Source organism: Amycolatopsis sp. SID8362, from assembly GCF_010550475.1.
GTDB classification, from domain to species: domain Bacteria; phylum Actinomycetota; class Actinomycetes; order Mycobacteriales; family Pseudonocardiaceae; genus Amycolatopsis; species Amycolatopsis eburnea.
In genome coordinates this window covers 1-24,032 of sequence record NZ_JAAGNB010001006.1, presented here as the reverse complement: position 1 = coordinate 24,032, position 24,032 = coordinate 1, and the positions used below count along the sequence as shown (strand labels likewise).

Genomic DNA, 24,032 nt, shown 5'->3' with positions numbered 1-24,032 from the left:
GAGTTTCACCGGGTGCCCCGGCCGGTCCGCTTGGCAGGACGGCGCCGCTGGGGCAGGCTCGGCCGCGTGCACATCCGGCGTGACGTGAAGGTGGGGCTGTCCATCGCCGCCGCCGCCACGTGGATCGGCGCGGTGACGCTGCTCATCGTGCACGAGCCGGACCCGGGCGCGGCGTCGCCCGCCGAGCTGGGCGATCGCCTGGCCACCGCGCTTTCCGGGCACGACGCCGACGCCTTCGCCGGCCTCCTCGACTACCCCGGCTCCGGCGGCGCCGACTTCGCGAAGGACTACGTCGCGGTGCTGACCGACCACGGCGTCCACGACGTCCGGGTGGCGCTCGGGCCGGACGCCGCCGCGCCCTCGCGCGCCACGGTGACGGGCACGCTCGGAGACGGGCAGCCGTTCAGCTACCCGCTGACGGTGACGAGCGAAGACGGCCGCTGGACGGTCGCCTTCACCCCGCCGCTGCCGTAGCCGGTCGTGAGTGTTTGGTCGGGTTCTAACCCGACTGAACACTCACGAGTCGCGCAGGCGGGCTTCCACGCGTTCCACCTTGGCCTCCAGCTGGCCCTCGAAGCCCGGCCGGATGTCGGCCTTCAGGACGAGGCCGACGCGGGCCGAGCCCTCGCCCGCGGCCTCGACCGCGCGCTTCACGACGGCCATCACCTCGTCCCACTCGCCCTCGATGTTCGTGAACATCGCGTTGGTCGAGTTGGGCAGCCCGGAGTCGCGGACCACCTTGACGGCGCGGGCCACGGCTTCGCTGACTCCGCCGTCGGGCTCCCCGCCGGACGGGCTCACGCTGAACGCGACGATCATGGTCGGAAGTCCCTTCTTCGGTGCTCTTTCCGCCGGTCGCAGGACACGCGCCGGTACCCGCTGGTAACTTCGCGTGTCATGAACCGTCCGCTGCCGTTCGACCCGATCGCCCGCGCGGCCGCGCTCTGGGAGGACCGGATCGGGCCCTCCGGAACCATGGCCGCGGTGACCGGGGTGATGCGGGTCCAGCAGATCATCCAGTCCGCGGTGGACGGCGCGCTCAAGCCGCACGGCCTGACCTTCGCCCGGTACGAAGCACTGGTGCTGCTCACCTTCGCCCGCAGCGCCAGCCTGCCGATGCGGGTGATGGGCGAGCGGCTCCAGCTGCACCCCACCAGTGTCACCAACATAGTCGACCGGCTGGAGAAGGACGGGCTCGTCAAGCGCGTCCCGCACCCGACCGACCGGCGCACGACGCTCGTCGAGATCACCGACGAGGGCCGCAAGCGCCGCGAGACCGCGACCGAGGCCGTGACGACCATCGACTTCGGACTGTCCGGGCTCACCGAGCGGCAGACCGAGCAGCTGACCGACCTGCTGACGAAGGTGCGCCGGGCGGCCGGCGACTTCACCGAATGACAAGAAAGGCCCGCACCGGATGGCGCGGGCCTTTCTCACGTCGTGGGATCAGACGGTGACGGGTTCCTGCACCTGGAACAGGCCGACACCGCCGTGGGACAGCCGCTGCGGGCCGTCGAGCTTGCCGTTGCGCAGCGCCCACTTCTCGAACAGCCACGTGAACAGCGGCGGGATGCTCGCGAGCAGGGCGAGGACCAGCGTCTTCGGGCGCCAGCCGAGCGGCTTCGCCACGGACAGGGAGACGACCACGTAGAGGACGAAGATCACGCCGTGCACCATGCCGATGACGGGCACGCCGCCTTCGCCGGAGGAGTGGACGACGTACTTGAGGAACATCCCGACAAGCAGAGCCGCCCAGGAAAGGGCTTCGGCTACTGCGGCCACGCGGAAAACTAGAGCGGCCTTGCTGGACACTTCTTCCTCCTGTGGGGTCTCACCACGTTGGTTCTAGACACAGAAAACGCCCGACGCACCGTCCACGGCGGACTGCCTGTGGACGTCAACGGCGCTGTCGGACGTGCTGATACCAGTGTGAGGCGTGACGGCCCTCACCGGAACACCGGGTCCCGTGACGATGCTCACGAACGTGGTCCACTGTGGTCGGGACCACGTCCGTGCGCGCCGCTATCTAGTCAGAACATGGGGAAACCGGTGCCGAGGACGGCGAAGTGCCCCACGTCGCCTTGGCAACATCAGCAGTCAGGGAGAAGTCCAGCGTCGTTCCGCGCTTGAGCTGGTCGACGCCGACGTACACCTTGTCACTCGGCATCGAACCGACCTTCAGGCCCGAAACGTACTGCAGCTTCGAGCCGTCGGCGCCGAGCGCGTTGATCGTGATGTCGCGCCCGTTCTCCAGGTGCAGCACGGACTTCTCGAACCGTGGCGCGTTGAGCACGAAGTTCCCAGTCCCTGGGACGGCGGGATAGAGCCCGAGCGCGCTGAAGACGTACCAGGCCGACATGGTGCCGAGGTCGTCGTTCCCGGTGACGCCGTTGGGCGCGTTGGTGAACAGCGTGTGCGCGGCCCGCACGACCGTCGACGTCTTCGCCGGCTGCCCGGTGAGCGCGTACATCCACGGCGAGTGCAGGTCGGGTTCGTTGTTCGGGTTGTAGCGGAACTGGTCGTAGTAGTCGTACGGGCCGACGACCCAGTTCTCGCGGACCGCCGTCGCCGGGTTCTTCAGCAGCTCGTCGTAGGCGAAGAAGTCGTCGAGGCGCTTGCCGGCGTTCGCCGCCCCGCCCATGCGCTGCACGAGGCCGGGGACGTCCTGCTGGACCAGCCACTGGTACTGCCAGGCCGTGCCCTCGTGGAAGCCGTCCTGGCTCTGCGGGCTGTACGGCTTGTCGGCGGGCGAGAACCACGCGCCGCCGAGGACCTTCGGCCGGAAGAAGCCGGTGAAGCCCCGATCGGCCTGGGTGGAATCCCACAGCGTCCGGTAGGTCCGGCCCTTCGCCTTCAGCGCGGCGGCGTCGTCCTTCTTGCCGAGCGCGGCGGCCATGACCGACAGCGAACAGTCACCGAGCGCGTACTCCAGGGTGGCCGACGCGCCGTGGTTCGGGTCGGTGTCCTGTCCCTTCTTCGGGAAGTCCGGGTCGTACTGGACGAACCCGTCGGCCTGGTAGCTGGCGTTGCCCGAGCGGCCCTGGAAGGGCGACGACGCGGGCGGGATCTCCCGCGAGTTCTGCAGGAGCGCCTGGTACGCGTGCGCTTCCTCGCCCGACAGCGCGCCGAAGCGCCAGAGGTCGACCAGGAACGGCGTGACCGGGTCGCCGGTCATCGTGTTCGTCTCCTGGCTCGCGTACGCCCACCTCGGCAGCCAGCCGCCCTGGTCGTGGATGGCGAGGATGCTCTTCGCGATGTCCTTCGCGCGGCTGGGTCGCAGAAGCGCCAGGAGCTGGTTCTGCGAGCGGTAGGTGTCCCACAGCGAGAAGAAGTCGTAGTACGTCCAGCCGACCGCGCGGTGGATCTTCTTGTCGAAGCCGTAGTAGCGGCCGTCGGCGTCGTTCGCGGTCAGCGGCTGCAGGAGCGCGTGGTAGAGCGAGGTGTAGAACACCGTGCGGTCGTCGGTCGTGCCGCCCTTGATGTCCACTGTGGACAACTCCTGGCGCCAGGCGCGCTGGACCGCGTCCTTGGCCGCGTCGAACGACCGGATCCGCTCGGCCGCCAGGTTGACCCGCGCGCCCTGCGCGTCCACCTGGGAGATCGCCGTGGTCGCGGTGACCTGGCCGCCGCCGTCGAACGTCAGCCACGCGCCGCGCAGGCCGGCGCCCCCTTCGGAGGAACGCGAGCCCGGCGTGCCCCCGGTCGGCGACCAGGTGCCCGAGGACTTGAACGGCTTGTCGAACTTCGTCGTGAAGTACGTCGTGTAGGCCTTGCCGCCGCAGAACGCCTGCGACTCCACGGTTCCTTCGACGGTCCGGTCGTCGACGACGCGGATGCTGCTGCCGGTCACCGGTTCCTTGTCGTTGGCTTGGCCGACGTTGACGAAGACGTTGGCGTCGCCCGGTTTCGTGAACGTGTACCGCTCGGCACCCGCGCGGGTCGCCGCGGTCGTCTCGACGTCGACGCCGCCGTAGCCGGTGAGGTGGACCTTGTAGTAGCCCGGCTTGCCGACCTCGCCGTCGTGGGTGAACGGCGCCGCGTACCGCTTCTGGTCGAAAGTGGACGGCTGGGTCGTGTCGAACGCCTTGCCGGGGCCCACTTCGCCGGTCGTGGGCAGCGTCGAGACCAGGCCGCCCTGCTCCCAGCAGCCCGCGCCGGACAGGAAGAAGTGCCCGAACCCGCGGATGGCCGTGTCGGTGTACCGGTAGCCGGCGTAGTGCGAGGTGATCGGGCTGACCTGCGTCATCCCGAACGGCGCCGAGGCACCCGGGAAGGTGTTGCCCTCGTCCTGTGTGCCGATGAACGTGTTGACGGCGTCCAGGGTGTCGCCCCCGGCAGCCGAAGCGACGACGGGACTCACCCCCGTCGCCACCACGGCGAGCGCCAGTGCGCCCGCCAGGACCTTGCTCTTCACTGAGCCTCCTGCCAACGATGTCATCCCCACCGACACCTTCGGCAACGCCCGACGAACCGGTCAAGAGGGCGGTGAATACCTGTCTCGTTCCGGACAGCGTTCAGCCGGCGAGCGCGAACGCCGTCACCCGCACCGATCCGGTCGCGCCGGTCCGCCGGGCCGCCACCACCAGCTCGGCGTTCGCGGTGACGGCGATTTCGTGGCGGCCGACGTCGCCGGTGACCGCGACGGTCTCCGTGACTTCGCCGTCGACGACCACCCGCACCTCGCCCCCGCTGTCGGCCACGGCTTCGAGGACGACCACGAACGCGCCGGGCCGGGTGAGCAGCCGGACGAGCGGGGTCCAGTCCGTCGCGGTCGTGCCGGGCCAGTCCTGGGGGCGGGCCGGTTGGAAGGCCAGCACCGGGGCCGGGGCGGCCGCCGCCGCGAACGCCGCGGCCGTGTGGCGGGTGCCTTCGAGCACGCGCAGGCGCCGCTGGATCTCCCGCAGCAGCGTGACGAGGGTGTCCGGGTGGTTGACGCGGCTCACGACGGCTCCAAGAACGGCTCGACGGTCAACACGACCTCTTCCTGCCCGCCGTCGTCGCCGGGGGTGACCGACAGCCCGAGCAGCCGGACGGTGACGTCGAGCTGGTCCCCGGCGAAGAACGGGTCGTCGACGACGATCCGCGCGTCGTCGCCGACCGAGTACGTCCCGACGACCGGGTCGAGATCGGCGCGCACGGTCAGCTCCGGCAGCACGACCGGCCGCCGCCGCGCGGCCAGCTCCCCGGCGACGTGCGCGGCGAGCATCGCGGCGTCGGTGGTGTCCACCGCCGCGGCCGCGGCTTCCAGCAGCGGCCAGCCACCCGCCGTCGCGCCCGGGTCCGACCGCACCACCGGGACCCCGCCGGCGCCGGCGCTACCCATCCCGAGCACCCGGGTCGCCATGCTCGCAGCATCGCTCGGCCAGACGAAGTCGACGAGGTTCGCGCCGTACTCCCAGACGTACGCGCGTTCCCCGCCCGGCAGGCCCAGGCGCGGGTAGCCCAGCCGCAGCAGGCGTTCCGGCTGCCCGCTCTCGTCGTAGCGGACGTCGAAGGCGAAGTCGAAGCCGGTGTCGGTGTTGGCCAGGTCCCGCAGGACCTCCGCGACCGACTTCAGGTCCGCCGACGCGTAGCTCACCGTGCGCAGGACGCCGGAGCTCGCCGTGCCGGTCACCGCCACCCCGAGGTCACCGCCGTCGGCCGCCTGCGCGAGGTCCAGCAGGCCCCGCACGATCGCGAGCTGGTCGGTGGCGGTGAACGACACCGGCCGGGTCAGGTCGGTGGGGTCGAGGACCAGCCGGTGGTCGAAGTAGGACGCGAAGTCCGCGGCGGTCAGCTCCAGCACGCCGCCGGCCGCGCTGTACCGGCTGGTCCAGACGATGCCGCCCCACACCAGGTCGCCGTCGCGGTCGACGTAGAGCGCGGTGCGGCCCGGTTCGGCGAGCAGCCGCGGTTCGCGGATCCGGATCTCCGGGTCGTCGACCCGCAGCCGCCCGCGCAGCGTGCCGGTGTCGTTGAGCTTCTTGTCGAACTGCACGCCGGCCAGCGGGAGTTCGTCGAGGATCGCGCCGGTGCGCAGGTCCGCGATCAGGTAGGTGTACGACGTGGCCACGTGCGGCGCCTAGTAGGTGGAGAACGTGAGGCCGTCGAGGGAGAGCCAGCCGGCGTTGCCCGTGGTCGCCATCACCTCACCGGTCGGCAGGATGTCCACGCGGCCGTGCGCGTCCGGGTTGGTGGAGACGCCGAGCAGCCAGTGCGCGACCGGCCGGTAGCCGACCGGCAGCGTGAAGATCGGCTTGTCGAAGACGCCGCTCTTGACCAGGCCGCGCAGCCGCACCCAGCCATCGTCCATCAGCGTGTAGGCGGCGGTGGTGAACCCGCTGCCGTAGTTGACCCAGCTGTTCTGCAGCGACGGGGTGCGCCAGGTGTCCCCGCGCGGCGGGCGGTAGGGCACCCACGCGCCGCCGCGCTTGCACAGCAGCACGCCGGTGTCGAGGCGGTAGACGAACTGGCTGCTGTGCGTGGTCGCGACGGGCGGGAGGTCGGTTTCGCCCCGCACCGGCAGGATCCCGCTGAGGGCGGAGGTGAACTGGCGGCGGTCGACGACCGTGGGCGCGGTGCCCGCCGGCGGCACCTGGACCTCGGCCAGCACGAGCACCGGGGACCCGGCAGGCGTCGGCCGGACCGGGTTGGCGGCGTTCTCCCCCACGTAGACGTTGACCGCGAAGGCGCCGCTGACGATCTCGGCGACCACGAGGTCCACTCTGGACAGTGACGCGTGCGCCGCGCCGAAGGGCAGTTCCTTCACCGCGTCCAGCGTGACGATGTAGGGACCGTCGCCCGGCCGGGCCCGGTCGGCGAGCACGGCCTGGAACGGGTTGACCCGCAGCTTGTTCGACGCGATCGCGACCGACCCGGGCGTGCCCGGCGCGTCCCGGATCCCGGGGCGCGCCCGCAGCGGGTCGAGCGCGTCGCCGGTCGCGTCCGCCTGCACCAGTGCCCCGGTGATCAACCGCGCTTCGGCCGAGTCGACGCCGTCGACCCACCCCGCGTGCCGTTCCGCCATCGCCAGCTCCCCTTCTCGCTCTTCAGATCCACGCGTCGCGCCAGCGGACGGTCAGCGTGCCCGCTTCGCCGTCGTCGAAAGCCTCGAACCCGATCGCCGTGCCGCCCGGCGGGAGCCCGAACCAGCTCGACCGCGGTTGCAGCACCGAACGCCGGGAGGCCGTGCCGAGGAACACCGTCCGCGCGGCCGTGTCGACGGTCAGCACGTCCCCTTCGGCGAGGCTCAGCGAAAACGCGAGCCGCTCGCCGGTCGAATCGTTGCGGATCACCGGCTGCGTGCACGGCCCGGTGATCGTCCACACCGGACGCGTCGTCGCCGTGCCGGCGTTCACCAGCGCCAGCGTGCCGCCCTGCGCCTGCCCGAACACCAGCGGGAAGCGGAGCGGGAAAGTGATGCCCTGCCCCGGTTCCGGCAGCCCGCACGACAGCTCGTGGACGTCTTCGCCGTAGCGCAGCGGATCGGGCGCGGTGAACTGCAGGGACCAGTCGAAGCTCACCGGTGTCGTGTCGGAGACCTTCGTGCCCGCCGAGAGCCGGACCAGCGCGCGGCGCGTCACGGTGCGCTCCCGCACGACGAACTCCGCCGGCGCCGAACCGTCGGCGAGCACGGCGGCGATCCGGTCCTTCGCCCGCTCGTGGGCGTCTTCGTCGGGCGCGACGGCGGTGCCCTCCAAGGTGATCACCCGCGCCGAGCGGAACGACGGCGCGTCGAAGGCGCCGTCCCGCTGCGGCCGGTCGGACAGTTCGAGCCGCACGCCGGGCCCGGTCGACCAGCCGTCCTCCTTGGTCACCCACCACTCGACGCCGTCGGCGTCCACCGTGTTGCCCGCCCAGCCGTCCAGTTCGTACACCGGAAGCGCGAGCGACACGGCACTCAGCGTTTCGCCGCCCATGCCACCTCCCGGGCCGCGACGCGGCCGATCTCGTATTCGGACTGGCCCGCCCGCGGGTGCACGTTGACCGTCACCGAGCCACCCGGCGCGGAGCGGGCCACCGGTCCCACGGCGGAGGCCGCGACCGTCTTCGTCAGGTTCGCCACCGCCGGCCGGATCGTCGACGAGCCCGGCAGCGGCACCAGCCGGGTCATCGCGCCGGAGACCTGGTCGCCGCTCGCCTCGATGCCGACCGTCAGCCCGGCCCCGATGTTGCGGCCGATGTCGGCCATCACCTGCGACGGCGAGAAGATCTTGAGCACGCTCTTGATCGGGCCGGGGATCTTGTCGACGATGAAGTTCTTGATCGCCGAGAGGATGTTGCCCGCCATGTCTCGGATCCCGCCGATGAACCCTTCGATCAGCGACTTCCCGGCACCGTAGAGCGTTTTCCCGATGTTGCCGAGCGCGGAGACGACCCGGCCGGGCAGCCCGCGCACGAACGAGACGACCCCGGAGATCGCGTTGCTCACCGCGGATTTGGCCTGGTCGAAGGCGTTCCGCACGATGCCGACCACCTGGCCGACGCCGCGGATCGTCGCGACGACCGTGTGGATCGCGCCGGTGACCACCGCCTTGACCGCGTTGAACACCGCCGTCACCACGGTCCGGACGATGCTGAAGTAGGTGGTGACGTAGGTGCGGATCACCGTGACCGCGACCTGGATGACCTTCGAGATGTACGGCCACACCACCGCGACGACGCCGCGGATCGCGTTCACCGCCCCGAGCACGACGTTCTTCACCGCGGTGAACACGGCGTTGACGATGTTCCGGAACGTCGTGCTGCGGTTGTAGGCCAGCACGACCGCCGCCACGAGCAGCGTGATCGCGGTGATGATCAGGCCGATGGGATTCAGCCGCATCACGACGTTGAGCAGTCCCTGTGCGATGGACCAGAGCCGGGTCGCGACGGCGACGACGCGTTGCGCGACGGCCATCGCCACCGTCCGCGCGGTCGCGATCACCGCCTGCACCGCGGTTTTCGCGTAGGCGACGGCGAGCTGCGCCAGGTTCCGCACGGCGCCCGCGGCGGCCAGTGCCGTGCTCCGGGCCTGTGCGGCGAACCGGCCGATCGCCTGCCCGGCGCTCGTCGCGGCCTGGCGGGCGGTGTTCAGCCCCTGGGTGAGCGCGCCGCGCAACGACGTCCCGAGGTCGCGGATCGCGCCCGGGGCGTTCTTCACCATGGACTTCAGGTCCGAGCCGAGCCGCCGCACCTCGGCCGCGCTTTCCCGCAGCCCGGTGCGCAGGTCCCTGATGGCGCCCGGCAGCTCCTTCATCGCGGCCGCGGCGTCCTTGACCTGCCCGACGGTGTCCTGCACGGCGGTCGAGGCGGTGTTGATCGCGTCGGCGAAGCCCACCACGTCGGTGACCGCGGCGGTTACGGCCGGGTGCGTCTCCTTGAACTTGGCGGTCATCTCGCCGAGTTCCTTGTTGACGTGCTCGGTGAACCCTTCGGTCAGCTTCGTCGCCGCGTCGGAGACGGCGCTCGTGATCGACTCGCGGATGCCGTCGATCAGCGCCGTCACCTGGGCCTGCGCCGCGTTGGTGATGGCCGACGTCGGCTGCGTCACGAACTCACCTCCCTGGGGTGCCGAAGAACGCGGCGATCTCGTCGGTGGTCGCCGCGGTGTCGGGTTCCTGCTCCAGCCCCGGGCGCGGGACCGGGCGCGGGCGGTCCGGCTGGTCGGCGCCCTCGGCGGAGTTGGCGGCGACGAACAGCCAGTTGCCCACCGCGAGCTCGTCGACCGCGCCCGCGAGCAGGTGCTCGGTCAGGCCCCACTCGGCCGCTTCGCCGTGCAGGGCGCGGACCAGCGCCGACTCGCGGGGCAGGTGCCGGATCAGCACCCGCAGCCGCCTCGGCGTCAGCTTGCCGCGGTAGTAGTCGAGCAGGTCCACCCGGTAGAACCGGAGCAGGTCGGCTTCGACGGCCTCGCCGTGCTCGCTCAGGAGCGCGTCGAGGCCGAGGATTCCCCCAGCGCCATACCGGTGTCCCGGCCGTAGGCCTCCAGCAGCGCCTGGACGTCCTGCACGCTCAGCGCGTGCCTGCCGAGCCGCTCGAACTGCTCGGCGCCGAGCAGCACCTCGAGCAGACCGTCCAAATCGGACGGATCGAGGCCGGACAACTGCGCCACCGCTTCCCGGGGCAGCTCGGTCGGCAGGCTGAAGGTGTCGCCGTCCAGCTCGAACTCCCAGCGCTCCCCCAGCGCTTCCAGGCGCTGCGCGCGGACGGCGTTGACGTTGTACTTCGCCATTTCGTGCGTTCCCCCTCGCCCGCTCACGCGGGCTGTTCTTCGGCTTCGGCGGCGACGGCGCCGGCGGCCGGGTTGATCGACCACTGCGCGAGCGGCTCGGACGTGCTGTTGATCGGTGTCATGGCGGTGAAGGTGACGCCGAGCTTGATCGCCGACGTCCGGGTGATCGCGGTTTCGTCGGTCTCGGTGACGACGCCGCGCGGGATGTAGAACCGGTGCTTGACGTTCGGGCCGTCGCTGAACTCGATGCCGAGCGCGCGTTCGTCGACCCGGGGCGCGGCGGCGATGTTGTAGACGCCGTTCGTCCCGGCGGGCGCGCTGAAGAAGAACTGCAGGGTGTCGCTGTTGATCTGCAGCAGCGAGAACTTCGCGGAGAAGTCGCGGTCGCTGAAGACGTAGCGGATCGCGGCCACCGACTGCCACGTGTCCACCGGGTCCAGCTTGTCCTTCTTGACGAACTTGACGCCGTCGGCGCTGGTGTAGCCGAGGTCGACCCACGGCGCCGCCCACGGCTTGGTGAAGTCGGCCGGTGCGGCGGTGTGCGCCGGCGCCACGTAGATGGCCCCGGTCCCCGCCACCCGGATCTCACTGGCGTTCAGTCCTGGCATGAGCAGCCCTCCCACTGCGCCGCCGGCCCGGTTCAGGCCGGTCTGGATACGACTTGCGCGACGAACCGGTACCGCATGACGTACCGGTTCGCGTCGGAATGCCTCCGGTCGAGCACGAAGCACGGCCCCTGGAGCTCGGTGACGTCGGGGAACACGGTGCCGCCGGACGCGTTCAGCAGCGGCAGGACACCGCGCACGGCCAGCGCGACCGCGTGCGCGGCGGTCTTGTCCGGTCCGTAGGAATCCAGCCGCACTTCGGCGTTGTCGAGCCGGTCGTCGTCGAGGTAGACGCCGCCGAGCCGGGTGAGCACCACGGCGCGCTGCGTCCCGTCGAAACCCGGCGGCACCGCTGTTCCCACCGGCACACCGGACAGCTCCGGCCGCGCGCGCACGAAGTCCGCGACGGCCTGCTCGACATCCGGGAACACCAGTGGTTCCTGGGCGATCGGCACGATTTCCCCCCACCTCCCCACTCCCCTTGGGGTGTGACCAAGGTAACGCAGAGCTGATCGCCCGCAAGCGGCCGAACGGGGGAAGACACTGGCCGGATCCGGCCATGCCACGGGCAGCGGAACGGCCCCCTCCCCGCGCGGGGAGGGGGCCGTCACTTTTCGCGGGCTACGCGCCGATGCCGATGGCGAACACGTGCAGCGCGCCACCGCTGACGTTGTCCGGCAGCGTCACGCTCGCCACCGTCTTGCCCGCGTCGAGGGTGATCGGGTTGGTGCCGAACACCATCGTGCGGATCTGCTGCGGGTCGCCGCCCGAAGCGTTGCGGTACGGCGTCGAGAGCACGATCCGGTTGCCGAACGCCGGTTGCGCTCCGCCGCCGCCGAGGGTCCAGTCGGAGAACCCGATGGTGGCGGTGGACTTGCTGCCGTCGGTGTAGGTCACCGTCAGCGTGCCGGAGGCGTTGCCGTTGGACGCCGAGCCGAGCAGCGCGAGCCGTCCGGAGCCGGTGACGTTCACCGTCTGGCCGCCGGCGACCACGTTGTCCGGGTCGCCCGCCGGGAACGACGGCCAGGTGAACTTGATGCCGTCACTGGTGACCGTGCTGCCCGGAGCCGCACCTGCCGCCGCGAGGGCGTCGGCCGAGTAGCTCCAGCCGCCGCCGTCGAAGTTGGCCGCGCCCGAGTTGGCGTCCGGGGAGATGCCGGCGTTGTTCACCGTGGCCAGCCAGCTGTTCGGCTGGGCCACCAGCACCGTCAGGACCGCTTGCGAGGAAGCGACTCCCGGCGCGGAGAACGTCACCGGGATGCGGCGAGCACCGTCGGCCAGGGCCGCCGGGACGCTGACCGTCAGCTCCGCCTGGGCCTTGCCCGCGGCGGGCACCGCGATGCTGCCCGTCGCCGGGGTCAGCGTGATCCCGTCGACGCTGCCCGCGCTGTAGGTCCAGGTCCGGGCGACCCCCGAAAGGTCCTGGACACCCACGGACGCCTTGGACGTCGACCCCGCGGGTGTCACCGCGCGGGCCGGGTCCACAAAGGACAGGCTCGGCTTCTCCTGCTCGCGGAAGGACGGCGGCGCGTCGGCCGTCGCGCTGCCCCACGAGGTCGCGGTGGCGGACCGCGTGTAGTCGAGCGTGCCGCCGCTGGAGATCAGCGCTTCCGGCAGCCACGCCTTCGCGGCCGCGCCGCCGTTGACCTTGAGGCTGCCCACGTAGTCGCCGGCGCCCGGCGCGTTGATCGTGACCTTCTTGCCCGCGCCGGTGGTGAGCACCGCGTGCTCGAAGCGCGGGGTGACGAGCAGCGTCTCGGCGCGGCCCGGGATCTCCGGGTAGACGCCGAGCGCGGACCAGACGTACCAGGCCGACATCTGGCCGAGGTCGTCGTTGCCGATCAGGCCTTCGGGACGCGGGTTGTACAGCTCGTCCATCGAGCGGTGCACGATCCCCTGGGTCTTGGCCGGGGCCCCCGCGTACGAATACACGTACGGCGCGTTGGAGTTCGGCTCGTTGCCCATGAAGGCGTACGGCTCCTGCGTGCCCGCGTTCAGCTGGGTGAAGAAAGTGTCCAAACGGGACTGCGTCGCGGTGTCGCCGCCGAACGCCGTCACGACGCCGCCGAGGTCGTAGGGCACCATCCACTCGTACTGCGCGCCGTTGCCCTCGACCCAGCCCTGCGAGCTGGCGGGGTCGTAGGTGCCGGAGAACGAGCCGTCCGCGTTGCGCGGCTGCAGGTGCCCGGTACCGGGGTTGTAGAGGTTCTGCCAGTTCTGCGCGCGCTTCATGAACGTCGTGTACGTCGCGCTGTCGCCGAGCCGCTTCGCGAACTGGGCGATGGAGAAGTCGGCGCTGGTGTATTCGAGGGTGTCCGCGCCGGCGCCCGGCACGTACCCGAGCTTCTGGTAGTCCTCGAAGCCCGGCCGCTCGGTGTAGCCCTGCGTCGGCTGGGTGGCGCCCTTGATCATGAGCAGCAACGCCTTCTGGGCGTCGAAGTCCCGCGCCCCGAACGCATAGGCGCTGGAAACGATGATGTGGTACGGGTCGCCGTTCATCACGCCGGTGTAGTCGTTGGCCACCGTCCAGCGGTCCCACGAGCCGCCCTGCTCGGCGTAGGCCATCATCGACCGGACGATGTCGGACGTCTCGTGCGGCGCGATCGTCGCCAGCAGCGGGATCTCCGAGCGGTAGATGTCCCAGCCGGAGAAGTTCGTGTACATCGCGTGGCCCTTGTCGGCCGTGTGGATCCGGCCGTCGAAGCCGATGTACTGCCCGTTGACGTCGGAGAACACGTTCGGCTGGATCAGCGAGTGGTACAGCGAGGTGTAGAACGTCGTCAGGTCGGCGTCGGAGCCGCCGGTGACGGCGATCTTGCCGAGCTGCGCGTTCCACGCGTTGCGCGCGCCCGCCGCGACGGTGTCGAAGGACTTGCCGGTGTTCTCCGCCTTCAGGTTGGCCTTCGCGCCGTCGACGGACACAAAGGACAGTCCGACCTGGACGTTCACCTGGGCGCCGTTGAGGTTGGCGAAGGTGACGTACCCGCCGCTGCCCGGGCCGGACACGGTGGTGTCCTGCTGCTTGGCGGTGGTGGTCCGCGCGATCGACGCGTTCACGCCGTTGGGCTGTGCGACCTTCGCTTGGGCGCCACCGGTTTCCGCAGCCTTGTTGGGCGTCACGGCGCCGTTCTTCCAGGTGCCGATGGACGCGAACGGCGTGTCGAACTTGGCCGAGAAGTAGACGCGGTAGCTGTTCTGCGCGCCGCAGAAGCGGCCGCTCGTGGCCCAGCCGCTGATGGTGTCCTTGCCGATGCTGATCGACGCGTCGTCGGTGCCGTTGACCGAGCCGGAGGTGTTGACCAGCAGCGTCGAGGACGCGCCCGCCGGGTAGGTCAGCCGCGCGGAGCCGGTGCGCTGCGTCGCGCTCAGCTCGACCTTCGCGCCGCTGTCGAGGGTGACGTCGTAGGCGCCCGCCGTCGCGTGTTCGTTGGTGTGCGAGAACTTCGACGTGTAGTGGGACGGGTCGGTCGCCGGGGAAGTCGTCACCTCGCCGACATAAGGGATGAACGGGATGTCCTCATAGGTCGAACAGCCGGCGCCGGAAAGGTGCGTGAGGCTGAACCCCGTGAGGGCGTTGTCGTCGTAGAAGTAGCCGCCCGGCTGGGACTTCACCGTGTCCGGGCTCCACTGGACCATGCCGAACGGCGCGACCGCGCCCGGGAACGTGTTGCCGGCACCGCCGCCGGTGCCGTGGTCGGCGCCGCCGGGGCGGGTGCCGACGAAGGGGTTGACCCACTTCGCGAAATCGGTCGTCGTGGCCGCCGCGGCGGGGACAGCGGGAGCCACCGCTGCCGTCACCGCCAGTGTCAAAAAGGTCAAACCGGCTCTCAAGCGCAATCGCGCCATGGCCATCGCCTTTCACCTCGTCAGCGCGACCGGAAACGCCTGTGGTGACAACCTTGTCGCGCAGTCGGTCGAACCGGGTCACCTTGGGCAGCGGCTCACCAGGTCGTCAAGGGGTCTCGTCAAGACCTGTCCACTTCGGGACAGCGTGATCCAGCCGAATCGGCACAATCCACGCGGCAGGCGTTGACAAGTCACCGGGTCGTGGCGTTCAATCCCGGTCACTATGACAACGTTGTCTCCACCCGGCCGGGACCGGGACGGCGCCACGCGCACCGCGAGCAGGCGAGCCACGATGAGCGACGTGGCCCGGCTGGCGGGCGTCAGCATCAAGACCGTCTCGCGCGTGGTCAACGACGAACCGGCGGTGCACCCGGACACCGCCGAGCGGGTCATGGCGGCCATCGAGCAGCTGGGGTTCCGGCGCAACCTGGGCGCGCGCAACCTGCGCCGCGGGTCGACGACCGGCACCATCGGGCTGATCGTCGAGGACGTCGGCAACCCCTTCTACTCCGAGCTGAACCGCGCGGTCGAGCGCATCGCGACGTCGTTCGGGCGCCAGGTGCTCACCGGCTCGTCCGAGGAGAACTCCGACCGCGAGCGCGAGCTCGTCCTCGAGTTCTGCGCGCGGCGGGTGGACGGCATCCTCGTCGTCCCGGCCGGCCTGCAGCACGGCTACCTGGTGCCGGAGATGCGCGCGGGCACGCCGGTGGTGTTCATCGACCGCCCGGCGGGCGACATCGTGGCCGACACGGTGCTGGTCGACAACCTCGGCGGCACCATCGAAGCCGTCACCCACCTGGCGAAGCACGGTCACCGGCGGATCGCGTTCCTCGGCGACAGCCCGGACATCTTCACCGCGGCCGAGCGCCTGCGCGGGTTCCGCGAGGGCTGCGTCCGCAACGGCATCTCCTACGACGAGTCGCTCGTCTCCATGCGCACGCCGACGCCGGAGTACATCGGCGACGTGGTGAAGCGGCTGCTGCACGGGCCGGACGCGGCCACCGCGGTGATCGCGGGCAACAACCGGGTCGCCGTGCACGTGCTGCGCGCGCTGGCCTACGCCGAGCACCGGCCGGCGATGGTCGGGTTCGACGACTTCGAGCTGGCGGACCTGCTCGACCCGCCGGTCACCGTGATCGCGCACGACGTGAGCGCGCTCGGCCACGCCGCGGCCGAGCTGCTCTTCGCCCGCGTCCAAGGAGACCAGTCCCCGCCCAGAAAGGTAGTCCTGCCCGTGCATCTCGTCGCCCGTGGTTCCGGTGAGGTCGCCCCGTGACCCTCGAACCGATCCGCCTCCCGGCCAACCAGCCGCCGCAGTTCTACCGCGGCGGCGACGCCATCGCGGCGCTGCGCGGCGCGTCGTCCGGCAAGAAGTTCGGCCCGGAGGACTGGGTCGCGTCGGTGAGCACCATGTTCGGCCAGGACACCAACGGCCTCACCCGCCTCCCGGACGGCGCCTGGCTGCGCGACGCCGTTCTCGCGAACCCGAACGGCTGGCTCGGCGCCAAGCACGTCGAGGCGCTCGGGACGTCGACCGGCCTGCTGGTCAAGCTGCTCGACGCGGGCCAGCGGCTGCCCGTGCACTTCCACCCGGACGACGCCTTCGCGAAGCGGCACTTCGATTCGCACTTCGGCAAGACCGAGGCGTGGATCGTGGTCGGCACCTACGGCGACGACCCGCGCGTCTACCCCGGGTTCAAGGAGACGCTGCCGAAGGCCACCGTGTCCGAGTGGACGCGCGAGCAGGACGTGCCGTCGATGCTGGGCGCGCTGAACAGCGTCCCGGTCACCGCCGGCGACACCGTGTACATCCCGGCGGGCCTGCCGCACGCGATCGGCGAGGGCGTGTTCGTCGTCGAACTGCAGCAGCCGACGGACTTCTCGCTGACCATCGAGTGGCGTGACTTCCTCGCCTCGCCCGAAAAGGGCCACCTCGGCCTGGGCTTCGACACCGCCATCGAGGCGCTGGACACCTCGGGGTGGGACGCCGACCGCCTCGACACCATCATCAAGCGCACCGCAGGCGACGCTTCGGCCACGGTCGACCTGCTGGCCGCCGGATCGGAGCGGTTCTTCCGAGCCGAACAGCTGCGCACCGACAAGCTGACAACGTTGTCATCCGACCCGTCGTTCGCGGTCCTGGTCGTTCTCGACGGCGAAGGGACCCTCCGCACCGAGCACGGCGGCGAGTACCCGCTGGCGAAGGGCGACACCTACGTCGTCCCGTTCGACGCCGGCCAGACCGAGCTGTCCGGCACGGTGACGGCGATCCGCTGCCGCCCGCCGGCCCCGGAAGAGAGGAACGGATGAGCGAAATCCTCCTGGAAGCGGTCGACCTGACCAAGCACTACGGCTCCGTCGAAGCCCTGCGCGGCGCGTCCTTCCAGGCCCGCGCGGGCGAAGTGACCGCGCTGATCGGCGACAACGGCGCCGGCAAGTCCACTTTGGTCAAGTGCCTCTCCGGCGCGGAGCAGCCGACGTCGGGGAAGATCCTGCTCGACGGGTCCGAGGTCCACTTCGACTCGCCGACCACGGCGCGGCGGATGGGCATCGAGACCGTGTACCAGGACCTGGCGGTCGCGCCCGAGCTGGACCCGGCGGCCAACCTGTTCCTGGGCCGCGAAATCCACCGCAAGGGCATCCTCGGCAAGCTCGGGATGCTCGACAAGGCCGAGATGCGGCGGCAGGCGATCGAGGAGTTCCAGCGCCTCGGCGTGACGCTGCAGAGCACCGACGTCCCCATCGGCTCGCTGTCGGGTGGGCAGCGGCAGAGCGTCGCGGTCGCGCGGTCGGTCGTGTGGGCGTCGAAGGTCGTGTTCATGGACGAGCCGACCGCCGCGCTCGGCGTCGTGCAGCGCGAGCGCGTGCTCGACGTCATCAAAAAGGTGCGCGACAAGGGCATCGCCGTCGTGCTGATCAGCCACAACATGCCCGAGGTGCTGTCGGTGGCCGACCGCGTCGAGGTGCTGCGGCTGGGCAAGCGCGTCGCCCGGTTCACCGGCGCGGACACGAAGCTCGAAGACCTCGTCGCGGCCATGACCGGCGCGCTCGTCCAAGAGGAGGCCGCGTGAGCGCGCCCGCGAAGGACATCCAGGAGACGCCGGAAGCGGGCTTCGGCAAGCGTCCGCTGGGCAAGCGGCTGGTCGGCGCCAACACGTTCTGGATCGCGCTGGTGCTGCTGGCGCTGATCATCGTCTTCAGCGTGCTCGCGCCGGACGCGTTCCCGACGCTGTACAACTTCCAGCTGCTGTTCATCGAGACGTCCGTGCTGCTGGTGCTCTCGGTCGGCATGACGTTCGTGATCATCACGTCCGGCATCGACCTGTCCGTGGGCTCGGTGCTCATCTTCGCCGGCATGGTCGGCGGCCGGACGATGGAGGCGATGTCCGGCGGGAACGCGGGGCAGGCCGGCTGGGGCGTCATCGCCGTCGGGCTCGTCGTCGCCATCCTGGCCGGGACGGTGTGGGGCCTGATCAACGGCTTCCTCATCGCCGTGGCGGGCATCCCGCCGCTGATCGTCACGCTCGGCACGATGGGCGCGGCCCTCGGCGCGGCACTGCTGCTCAACAACGGCAGCGACGTGCGCACGGTCCCGGTGATCCTGAACAAGCAGCTCGGCGCCGGCACGTCGCTCGGCATCGTGCCGAACCTGGTGCTGATCGCCGTGGTGGTCACCCTGGCCGGGGCGTGGCTGCTGCACACCACGAAGTTCGGCCGCTACACCTACGCCATCGGCTCGAACGCCGAGGCGGCGCGGCGGGCGGGCATCGGCGTCACCGCGCACCTGATGAAGATCTACACGCTGACCGGTTTCCTGGCCGGGCTGGCCGGGTTCCTTTCGCTGGCGTACTACAACTCGACCACCATCACCGGGCACACCAGCGACAACCTCAACGCCATCGCGGCCACCGTGATGGGCGGGACGAGCCTCTTCGGCGGCGTCGGCACGGTGCTGGGCACGGTGATCGGCGTGTTCATCCCGGCCGTGCTCAAGAAGGGCTTCAACATCGTCCAGGTCCCCGACTTCTGGCAGATGATCGCCGTCGGGGCGGTGCTGATCGCGGCCGTCTGGTTCGACCAGCGACGGCGCCGGCAACGCAACTCCCGCTGAGTTCTCCCCCGAGTACAAAGAGGTGCTTCCGATGAACTTGACCAAGACGCTCGTCGCCGCCGGGGCGCTCGCTTCGGCCGTCGCGCTGCTCACCGCGTGCTCCGGCACGGTCGGCGACTCGGGCGGCGGCAGCCAGGCCGGCTCCAAGAAGCTGGCGCTGGTCCCGGGTGTGCAGGCCGAGCCGTTCTACATCTCACTGCAGTGCGGCGCCGAGGCCGAGGCGAAGAAGCTCGGCTACGAGCTGACCACGCAGGCGCCCCAGAAGTTCGACGCGCCGCTGCAGACCCAGCTGGTCAACGCGCTCGGCGCGAACCCGCCGGCCGCGCTGCTCATCGCACCGACCGACGACACCGCGATGCTCGGGCCGATCCAGCAGGTGAAGTCGCGCGGCGCGAAGATCGTCGAGGTCGACACCGCGCTCAAGGACACCACCGTGGCCGCCTCGTCGATCTCGTCCGACAACGCCGCGGGCGGCAAGCTCGCCGCGCAGACGATGGCGAAGCTGGCGGCCGGCAAGCCCGGCTCCGTCCTGGTCCTCGACACGATCGCGGGCACGTCGACGACCGCCGCGCGCGCCAAGGGCTTCGAGGACGAACTGAAGAACACCCCGAACCTCAAGTCCATCGGTGTCCAGTTCACCCAGAACGAGCCGGACCAGGCCGCGTCGAAGGTGACCGCGGCGCTGGCCGCCAACCCGGACCTCATTGGCGTCTTCGCGACCAACCTCAACACCGGCGAAGGCGCGGCCACCGGTCTCCGCAACGCGGGCAAGGTCGGCGCGGTGAACCTGATCGGCTTCGACGCCAGCCCGTCCGAGGTCGAGGGCCTGAAGAACGGCCAGTACCAGGCCCTGATCGCCCAGGACCCGGCGTCGATCGGCACCCAGGGCGTGCAGCAGGCCGTGGCGGCGATCGAGGGCAAGCCGGTGACGCGGAACCTCACCGCGCAGCTGCACTCGATCACCAAGGCGGACATGGAAGCCAACTCCCAGTACTTCTACAAGCAGTCCTGCTGATCCGTCCGTCAGGGCCCTGTGAGCGGTGCGTGCTGCCCATCGCAGGGCTCTGACCAGCGGGTTCACCGCTGGTGATCAGTCACTGCCGGTCACCGCCGCGAGGCAACCGCTCACCGCACGACCCGTTCCCCCGGACGGGTGTCCCCCGTCACACTCATCTGCACATGCATCTACACATGCATGATCGCAGGGAGGGTGCGATGAACTACGAACGATCGGCCGTGCACCGGACGATCTTCGCCGTGGACGTCGAGGGCTACGGCGACCGGAGCAGGACCACACCACACCGCCTGGCGCTGCGCGACGGCCTGTACCGCGCGCTCGGCCGGGCGTTCGACGACGCGGGCGTCCCGTGGACGGCCTGCCGGAGCGAGGACTGCGGCGACGGCGTCTTCGTCCTCGCCCCGCCGCAGATCCCGAAAGGACTCTTCGTCGAGTTCTTGCCCAACGCGCTCGCCGTGGCGCTGCACCGGCACAACCTGACCCACCACGCCGGCGCCCGGATCCGGCTCCGGATGGCGCTGCACGCGGGCGAGGTGGCCTACGACGACCACGGCGTCACGGCGCCGGCGATCAACCACGCGTTCCGGCTTCTGGACGCGGCGCCGCTGAAGGAGGCGCTCAAGGCGTCGCCCGGCGTGCTCGGGCTGATCACGTCGGCGTGGTTCTTCGAGGAGGTCGTCCGGCACAGCGAGGGGCTCGACCCGGCGACGTTCCGGCCGGTGCGGGTGGCGGTGAAGGAGACCCGCACGACGGGCTGGATCTCGCTGCCCGACCGGCCCTACCCGGCCGACGCGAGCCTGCTGGTACGGCTGCCGGAACCCGCCAAGGTCACCGGGCTCGACGACTACCGGAGCTGGCGCCGGTTCCGCCGCCACGCCCAGGTGCTGGCCGATCGCGAGGAACCCGGATAGCCGTAGGATCTGTTCCCCTGGACACCGCCGCCGAGGGGAGGCCCGATGACCGTGCACCTGCGCCCGGCGTCCCGCGCCGACCCGCTGCCGGTGCTGGCCGCCGCCCGCCGGATCACCGGCGACCTGCGCGACGGCCTCGCCGGCACCCGCGCGCGCCGCGCCGCGCACGGCCTGCGCCGGCTCTTCGGCTTCCCCGGCCTCGGCCTCACCGACCTGTCCGGTTCGCTGCTCTGGTCGGGACGGCCCGGGCCGGACGCGGTCGTCGCGACGGTGCTCGACGGCGTCCTGCACACCGAGGAACCCGGTTCGGCGCCGGACGTCCTGGCGCTCCCGCTGCACGTCCGCGACGAGCTCGCCGGCGCGCTGCTGGTGGTCGGCGACGTCCGGGACGCGGTCGCGGCCCAGGCGGCGGACCTGGTCGTCCAGGCGCTGGAACGCGGGCGGCTGGAGGCGTCGGCGGAACAGGCGGCGCAGGCCGAACTGCGGGCGCTGCGAGCGGAGATGTCCCCGCACTTCGTCTACAACGCGCTGACGGTCATCGCGTCGCTCGTGCGCTCGGATCCCGACCGCGCCCGCGACCTCATGCTCGACTTCGCCGACTACACGCGTTACAGCCTGGCCCGCCACGGCGAGTACACGGTGGTGGCCGAGGAGTTCCGCGCGATCGAGACGTACCTGGCGCTGCAGCGGGCGGTGCTCGGCGAACGGCTGCGCGTCCAGGTGCGGGTGGCCCCGGAGGTCCTCGCCGTCGCCGTGCCGTACCTGGTGCTGGAACCGTTGGTGGAGAACGCGATCCGGCACGGCATCGAGCCGCGGTCGGGCACCGGGCTGGTCCAGGTGCACGGCCAGGCGGAAGGGAACGACTGCGTGATCTTCGTCGAGGACGACGGCGTCGGCATGGACCCGAAGCGCGCGGCGGACATCCTGGCCGGCCGCACCGGCGACGACGACCCGGCCGGCCTCGGCCTGGCCAATGTGGACCGCCGGCTGCGGGACGTCTACGGCGCTTGGTACGGCTTGACGGTGGAGACCGAGGTCGGCGCCGGCACCCGCGTGATCGTGCGGGTGCCGCGGTTCCAGCCGGGGGTGCTGCCGTGACTCCGCTGCGCGTACTCGCCGTCGACGACTTGCCGCCCGCGCTGGACGAGTTGTGCCGCATGCTGGGCGAAGCCCCCGAAGTCGGCGAAGTCGTCGGAGCGGGCGACGCGCTGAAGGCGTTGAAGCTGCTTCAGGCGGACAGGTTCGACGCGGTGTTCCTCGACATCTCGATGCCGGGCCTCGACGGCCTCGAACTGGCGTCGCTGCTGGCCCGGCTGAACGAGCCCCCGGTGATCGTGTTCGTCACGGCCCACGACGGCCACGCGGTGACGGCGTACGGCATCGGCGCGGTGGACTACCTCCTGAAGCCGGTCCGGGCGGAACGCCTTTCGGCAGCGCTGGCGAAGGTCCTGCGGATGGCGACGCCGGCGTCGCGCTCGACACCGGACGCGATGGCCGCGCTCCCGGTCGAGTCCGGCGGCCGAACCCGCTACGTCCGCCGCGACGACGTGCTGTTCGTGGAGGCCCACGGCGACTACGTCCGGCTGCACACGCGCGGTGGCGTGCACCTGGTGCGGATGCCGATTTCGCGGCTCGAGGAGTATTGGGAGGGAACAGGGTTCAGCCGGGTCCACCGCGGGTTCCTGCTCGCGGTGGGAGCGGTGCTGGAGCTGCGAAGCGACAGCGCGGGCGGCCTGCTGGCCCACACGGAGGCCGGCGACGTACCGGTGAGCCGGCGGCACGCACGGGATCTCCGGGACCGTCTGCTGGAGGCGGCCCAGCGAGGGCAACTCGGGCCGGGCCCGCGATGAGCCGCCCAGCCACCCGGCTTCGCCCCGGGCCACGCGCAAGCACCCAACGCCGGCCACGGCCCGCAGCCACCGCCCCGGTTCGCCCAAGCACCCAGCACAAGCCGCGGCTCGCGACCATCCGGCTCCGCCCTGGCGCACACCCTGGAACCCAGCACCGGCCGCGGCCTGCAACCACCGCCCGGTTCCGCCCAAGCACCCAGCTCAAGCCGCGGCCCGCAGCCGCCCGGCTCCAGCCACAGCCGCGCCCGAGCACCCAGCGCCGGCCATGGCCCGCAGCCACCAGGCTCAGCCCGGGTCGCCCCATCACCCGACTCCGGCCGGGCCCGCGATGAGCAAGATCCGCCGGGTCGCCGTCACCAGCCCGCAAACCCGCCTCGCCCACGCCCGCCGCCGTTCGCGGCACCGCTGGCGCCAGACCCGCCTCCCCGTCTCCGACACCCAGCGCGCCACCGCCCTCTACACCGCGCAACGCCGCCGCGGCATCCCCGCGCTGGTCCTGATGTTCGCGCTCCTGCTCGGCCTCCCCGGCGTCTTCGCGCTCTTCCCGGGCCTCGACACCGTGCGGCTGCTGGGAATCCCCGTCTCCTGGCTGATGCTCGCCGTCCTCCCCTACCCGGCGATGGCGCTGCTCGCCCGCTGGCAGCTGCGCCGCGCCGAGCGCATCGAGGACGACTAGTGGGCATCGCGCTCGCCGTCGCCCCCGTCGTGCTCGTGACGCTCCTCATCGGCGTGCGTGGGGTCGCCGCGATGCGCACGACGTCCGACTTCCTGGTCGCGTCCCGCCGGATCTCGCCGCTGGTCAACTCGGCCGCCGTCTCCGGCGAATACCTGAGCGCGGCGTCGTTCCTGGGGGTCGCGGGCCTCGTCGTCAAGGACGGCATCGGCGCCCTCTGGTACCCGGTCGGCTTCACCGCCGGCTACATCGCGATGCTCGTGCTCGTCGCCGCCCCGATGCGGCGCTCGGGCGCGCTGACCGTGCCGGACTTCGCCGAGGCGCGGCTCAACTCCCCCGCGCTGCGCCGCCTCACCGCCGTCGTGGTCCTGGTGATCGGCACCATCTACGTCGTCCCGCAGTTCCGCACCGCCGGGCTGGTGCTCACCGCCGTCGGCCAGACGCCGTACTGGGTCGGGGTCGTCCTCGCCGGCGCCGCGGTCAGCGTCACGCTCGCGCTCGGCGGGATGCGCGCGGCGACGTACGTCCAGGCGTTCCAGTTCGTCCTCAAGCTGCTGCTGTTCCTCGTCCCGGCGATCTGGCTCGTCCTCCAGGCGGGCGCGGTCAACCGGACCGACGCGCTCAACCCCGTCGAGTTCACCCACTTCGCCCGCGAAACACCGGTGCGCTTCGAAGTCGACGTCACCATGGAGATCCGCGAGCCGACCACCGTGCGGCGCAACGGCGTCCCCGAAACCCTGCCGCCGGGCGAATTCACCGCGCACAGCCAGGACGAGGTCGTGTTCGGCGCGGGCGCGGCGGTCCCGGCCGTCCGCGGCGGCGCCCC

Annotated in this window: 24 protein-coding genes and 1 pseudogene; 12 read left to right on the top strand and 13 right to left on the bottom strand. The window is 71.1% G+C overall.

Annotation, left to right across the window (positions count from 1 at the left end; translation table 11 throughout):
* The first annotated feature begins 12 nt into the window (after window positions 1-12).
* Window positions 13-474 (top strand): hypothetical protein, encoded by a 462-nt coding sequence (locus G3I65_RS31180; RefSeq protein ID WP_309235825.1) that lies wholly within the window; start codon window positions 13-15, stop codon window positions 472-474.
* Window positions 475-516: 42 nt separating this feature from the next.
* Here the strand turns inward: G3I65_RS31180 and G3I65_RS31175 are convergent, their stop codons facing one another.
* Window positions 517-819, bottom strand: a complete 303-nt coding sequence (locus G3I65_RS31175) for a thiamine-binding protein (protein ID WP_160699268.1) — start codon at window positions 817-819, stop codon at window positions 517-519.
* A gap of 78 nt (window positions 820-897) precedes the next feature.
* Here G3I65_RS31175 and G3I65_RS31170 point away from each other — a divergent pair, with 78 nt between their 5' ends.
* Window positions 898-1,398, top strand: coding sequence for a MarR family winged helix-turn-helix transcriptional regulator (locus G3I65_RS31170; protein ID WP_125306267.1), 501 nt, complete (start codon window positions 898-900; stop codon window positions 1,396-1,398).
* Window positions 1,399-1,446: 48 nt separating this feature from the next.
* On the opposite strand, the gene G3I65_RS31165 is transcribed toward G3I65_RS31170, so the two are convergent.
* The 12 genes from G3I65_RS31165 to G3I65_RS31110 form a co-directional block, all read right to left on the bottom strand.
* Window positions 1,447-1,812 carry a DUF3817 domain-containing protein gene (locus G3I65_RS31165; RefSeq protein WP_160699267.1) on the bottom strand — a complete coding sequence of 122 codons (366 nt, stop codon included), beginning with the start codon at window positions 1,810-1,812 and terminating at the stop codon, window positions 1,447-1,449.
* A gap of 214 nt (window positions 1,813-2,026) precedes the next feature.
* Entirely contained in the window at window positions 2,027-4,438 is a 2,412-nt protein-coding gene (locus G3I65_RS31160; RefSeq protein ID WP_160699266.1) for a GH92 family glycosyl hydrolase, read from the bottom strand.
* A 76-nt stretch (window positions 4,439-4,514) separates the two neighbouring features.
* A complete protein-coding gene (locus G3I65_RS31155; protein WP_160699265.1) occupies window positions 4,515-4,943 on the bottom strand; it encodes a hypothetical protein in 429 nt (142 codons plus the stop codon).
* Window positions 4,940-6,052, bottom strand: a complete 1,113-nt coding sequence (locus G3I65_RS31150) for a hypothetical protein (protein ID WP_160699264.1) — start codon at window positions 6,050-6,052, stop codon at window positions 4,940-4,942. Before G3I65_RS31150 ends, G3I65_RS31155 begins: the two co-directional genes overlap by 4 nt.
* A 9-nt stretch (window positions 6,053-6,061) precedes the next feature.
* Complete coding sequence (locus tag G3I65_RS31145) at window positions 6,062-7,006, bottom strand: hypothetical protein (RefSeq protein ID WP_160699263.1); 945 nt, start codon at window positions 7,004-7,006, stop codon at window positions 6,062-6,064.
* Window positions 7,007-7,028: 22 nt separating this feature from the next.
* Window positions 7,029-7,898, bottom strand: a complete 870-nt coding sequence (locus G3I65_RS31140; protein WP_160699262.1) for a phage tail domain-containing protein — start codon at window positions 7,896-7,898, stop codon at window positions 7,029-7,031.
* Window positions 7,880-9,511, bottom strand: a complete 1,632-nt coding sequence (locus G3I65_RS31135) for a hypothetical protein (RefSeq protein ID WP_160699261.1) — start codon at window positions 9,509-9,511, stop codon at window positions 7,880-7,882. Before G3I65_RS31135 ends, G3I65_RS31140 begins: the two co-directional genes overlap by 19 nt.
* 4 nt (window positions 9,512-9,515) lie before the next feature.
* Complete coding sequence (locus G3I65_RS31130) at window positions 9,516-9,836, bottom strand: hypothetical protein (RefSeq protein ID WP_309235824.1); 321 nt, start codon at window positions 9,834-9,836, stop codon at window positions 9,516-9,518.
* Window positions 9,837-9,883: 47 nt separating this feature from the next.
* Window positions 9,884-10,192, bottom strand: a complete 309-nt coding sequence (locus tag G3I65_RS31125; RefSeq protein ID WP_125306258.1) for a hypothetical protein — start codon at window positions 10,190-10,192, stop codon at window positions 9,884-9,886.
* A gap of 23 nt (window positions 10,193-10,215) precedes the next feature.
* Window positions 10,216-10,800, bottom strand: a complete 585-nt coding sequence (locus tag G3I65_RS31120; RefSeq protein WP_160699260.1) for a phage tail protein — start codon at window positions 10,798-10,800, stop codon at window positions 10,216-10,218.
* A gap of 32 nt (window positions 10,801-10,832) precedes the next feature.
* Window positions 10,833-11,252, bottom strand: coding sequence for a hypothetical protein (locus G3I65_RS31115; RefSeq protein WP_203612561.1), 420 nt, complete (start codon window positions 11,250-11,252; stop codon window positions 10,833-10,835).
* A 166-nt stretch (window positions 11,253-11,418) separates the two neighbouring features.
* Window positions 11,419-14,643, bottom strand: coding sequence for a GH92 family glycosyl hydrolase (locus tag G3I65_RS31110; protein WP_160699259.1), 3,225 nt, complete (start codon window positions 14,641-14,643; stop codon window positions 11,419-11,421).
* Window positions 14,644-14,935: 292 nt separating this feature from the next.
* Between G3I65_RS31110 and G3I65_RS31105 the strand changes: the two genes are divergently transcribed.
* From G3I65_RS31105 to G3I65_RS31060, 10 genes and pseudogenes are all read left to right on the top strand, one after another.
* Complete coding sequence (locus tag G3I65_RS31105; protein WP_160699258.1) at window positions 14,936-15,919, top strand: LacI family DNA-binding transcriptional regulator; 984 nt, start codon at window positions 14,936-14,938, stop codon at window positions 15,917-15,919.
* Window positions 15,916-16,953 (top strand): class I mannose-6-phosphate isomerase, encoded by a 1,038-nt coding sequence (locus G3I65_RS31100; RefSeq protein WP_160699257.1) that lies wholly within the window; start codon window positions 15,916-15,918, stop codon window positions 16,951-16,953. Before G3I65_RS31105 ends, G3I65_RS31100 begins: the two co-directional genes overlap by 4 nt.
* Entirely contained in the window at window positions 16,950-17,714 is a 765-nt protein-coding gene (locus tag G3I65_RS31095; protein WP_160699256.1) for an ATP-binding cassette domain-containing protein, read from the top strand. Before G3I65_RS31100 ends, G3I65_RS31095 begins: the two co-directional genes overlap by 4 nt.
* Window positions 17,711-18,754, top strand: coding sequence for an ABC transporter permease (locus G3I65_RS31090; RefSeq protein WP_160699255.1), 1,044 nt, complete (start codon window positions 17,711-17,713; stop codon window positions 18,752-18,754). The genes G3I65_RS31095 and G3I65_RS31090 overlap by 4 nt, the downstream gene beginning before the upstream one ends.
* A gap of 31 nt (window positions 18,755-18,785) precedes the next feature.
* A complete protein-coding gene (locus G3I65_RS31085; protein ID WP_160699254.1) occupies window positions 18,786-19,769 on the top strand; it encodes an ABC transporter substrate-binding protein in 984 nt (327 codons plus the stop codon).
* Between the two features lie 200 nt (window positions 19,770-19,969).
* The gene (locus G3I65_RS31080; RefSeq protein WP_160699253.1) at window positions 19,970-20,683 is read left to right on the top strand and encodes a hypothetical protein; all 714 of its coding nucleotides are present in this window, start codon (window positions 19,970-19,972) and stop codon (window positions 20,681-20,683) included.
* 45 nt (window positions 20,684-20,728) lie between these two features.
* Window positions 20,729-21,781: a sensor histidine kinase gene (locus G3I65_RS31075; RefSeq protein ID WP_166640794.1), complete on the top strand. Its 1,053-nt coding sequence runs from the start codon at window positions 20,729-20,731 to the stop codon at window positions 21,779-21,781.
* Window positions 21,778-22,533 (top strand): LytTR family DNA-binding domain-containing protein, encoded by a 756-nt coding sequence (locus tag G3I65_RS31070; protein WP_160699252.1) that lies wholly within the window; start codon window positions 21,778-21,780, stop codon window positions 22,531-22,533. Before G3I65_RS31075 ends, G3I65_RS31070 begins: the two co-directional genes overlap by 4 nt.
* A 328-nt stretch (window positions 22,534-22,861) precedes the next feature.
* Window positions 22,862-23,209, top strand: coding sequence for a hypothetical protein (locus G3I65_RS31065; RefSeq protein ID WP_160699251.1), 348 nt, complete (start codon window positions 22,862-22,864; stop codon window positions 23,207-23,209).
* A pseudogene (locus G3I65_RS31060) lies at window positions 23,209-24,032 on the top strand (cation acetate symporter); the annotation flags it as partial. The gene G3I65_RS31065 and the pseudogene G3I65_RS31060, both read left to right, overlap by 1 nt.

Coding starts and splice junctions, on each gene's coding strand:
- G3I65_RS31175 (WP_160699268.1), bottom strand. CDS start 819: ATGATCGTCGCGTTCAGCGTGAGCCCGTCCGGCGGGGAGCCCGACGGC.
- G3I65_RS31170 (WP_125306267.1), top strand. CDS start 898: ATGAACCGTCCGCTGCCGTTCGACCCGATCGCCCGCGCGGCCGCGCTC.
- G3I65_RS31160 (WP_160699266.1), bottom strand. CDS start 4,438: ATGACATCGTTGGCAGGAGGCTCAGTGAAGAGCAAGGTCCTGGCGGGC.
- G3I65_RS31145 (WP_160699263.1), bottom strand. CDS start 7,006: ATGGCGGAACGGCACGCGGGGTGGGTCGACGGCGTCGACTCGGCCGAA.
- G3I65_RS31140 (WP_160699262.1), bottom strand. CDS start 7,898: ATGGGCGGCGAAACGCTGAGTGCCGTGTCGCTCGCGCTTCCGGTGTAC.
- G3I65_RS31125 (WP_125306258.1), bottom strand. CDS start 10,192: ATGGCGAAGTACAACGTCAACGCCGTCCGCGCGCAGCGCCTGGAAGCG.
- G3I65_RS31120 (WP_160699260.1), bottom strand. CDS start 10,800: ATGCCAGGACTGAACGCCAGTGAGATCCGGGTGGCGGGGACCGGGGCC.
- G3I65_RS31110 (WP_160699259.1), bottom strand. CDS start 14,643: ATGGCGCGATTGCGCTTGAGAGCCGGTTTGACCTTTTTGACACTGGCG.
- G3I65_RS31105 (WP_160699258.1), top strand. CDS start 14,936: ATGAGCGACGTGGCCCGGCTGGCGGGCGTCAGCATCAAGACCGTCTCG.
- G3I65_RS31095 (WP_160699256.1), top strand. CDS start 16,950: ATGAGCGAAATCCTCCTGGAAGCGGTCGACCTGACCAAGCACTACGGC.
- G3I65_RS31085 (WP_160699254.1), top strand. CDS start 18,786: ATGAACTTGACCAAGACGCTCGTCGCCGCCGGGGCGCTCGCTTCGGCC.
- G3I65_RS31080 (WP_160699253.1), top strand. CDS start 19,970: ATGAACTACGAACGATCGGCCGTGCACCGGACGATCTTCGCCGTGGAC.
- G3I65_RS31075 (WP_166640794.1), top strand. CDS start 20,729: ATGACCGTGCACCTGCGCCCGGCGTCCCGCGCCGACCCGCTGCCGGTG.
- G3I65_RS31065 (WP_160699251.1), top strand. CDS start 22,862: ATGAGCAAGATCCGCCGGGTCGCCGTCACCAGCCCGCAAACCCGCCTC.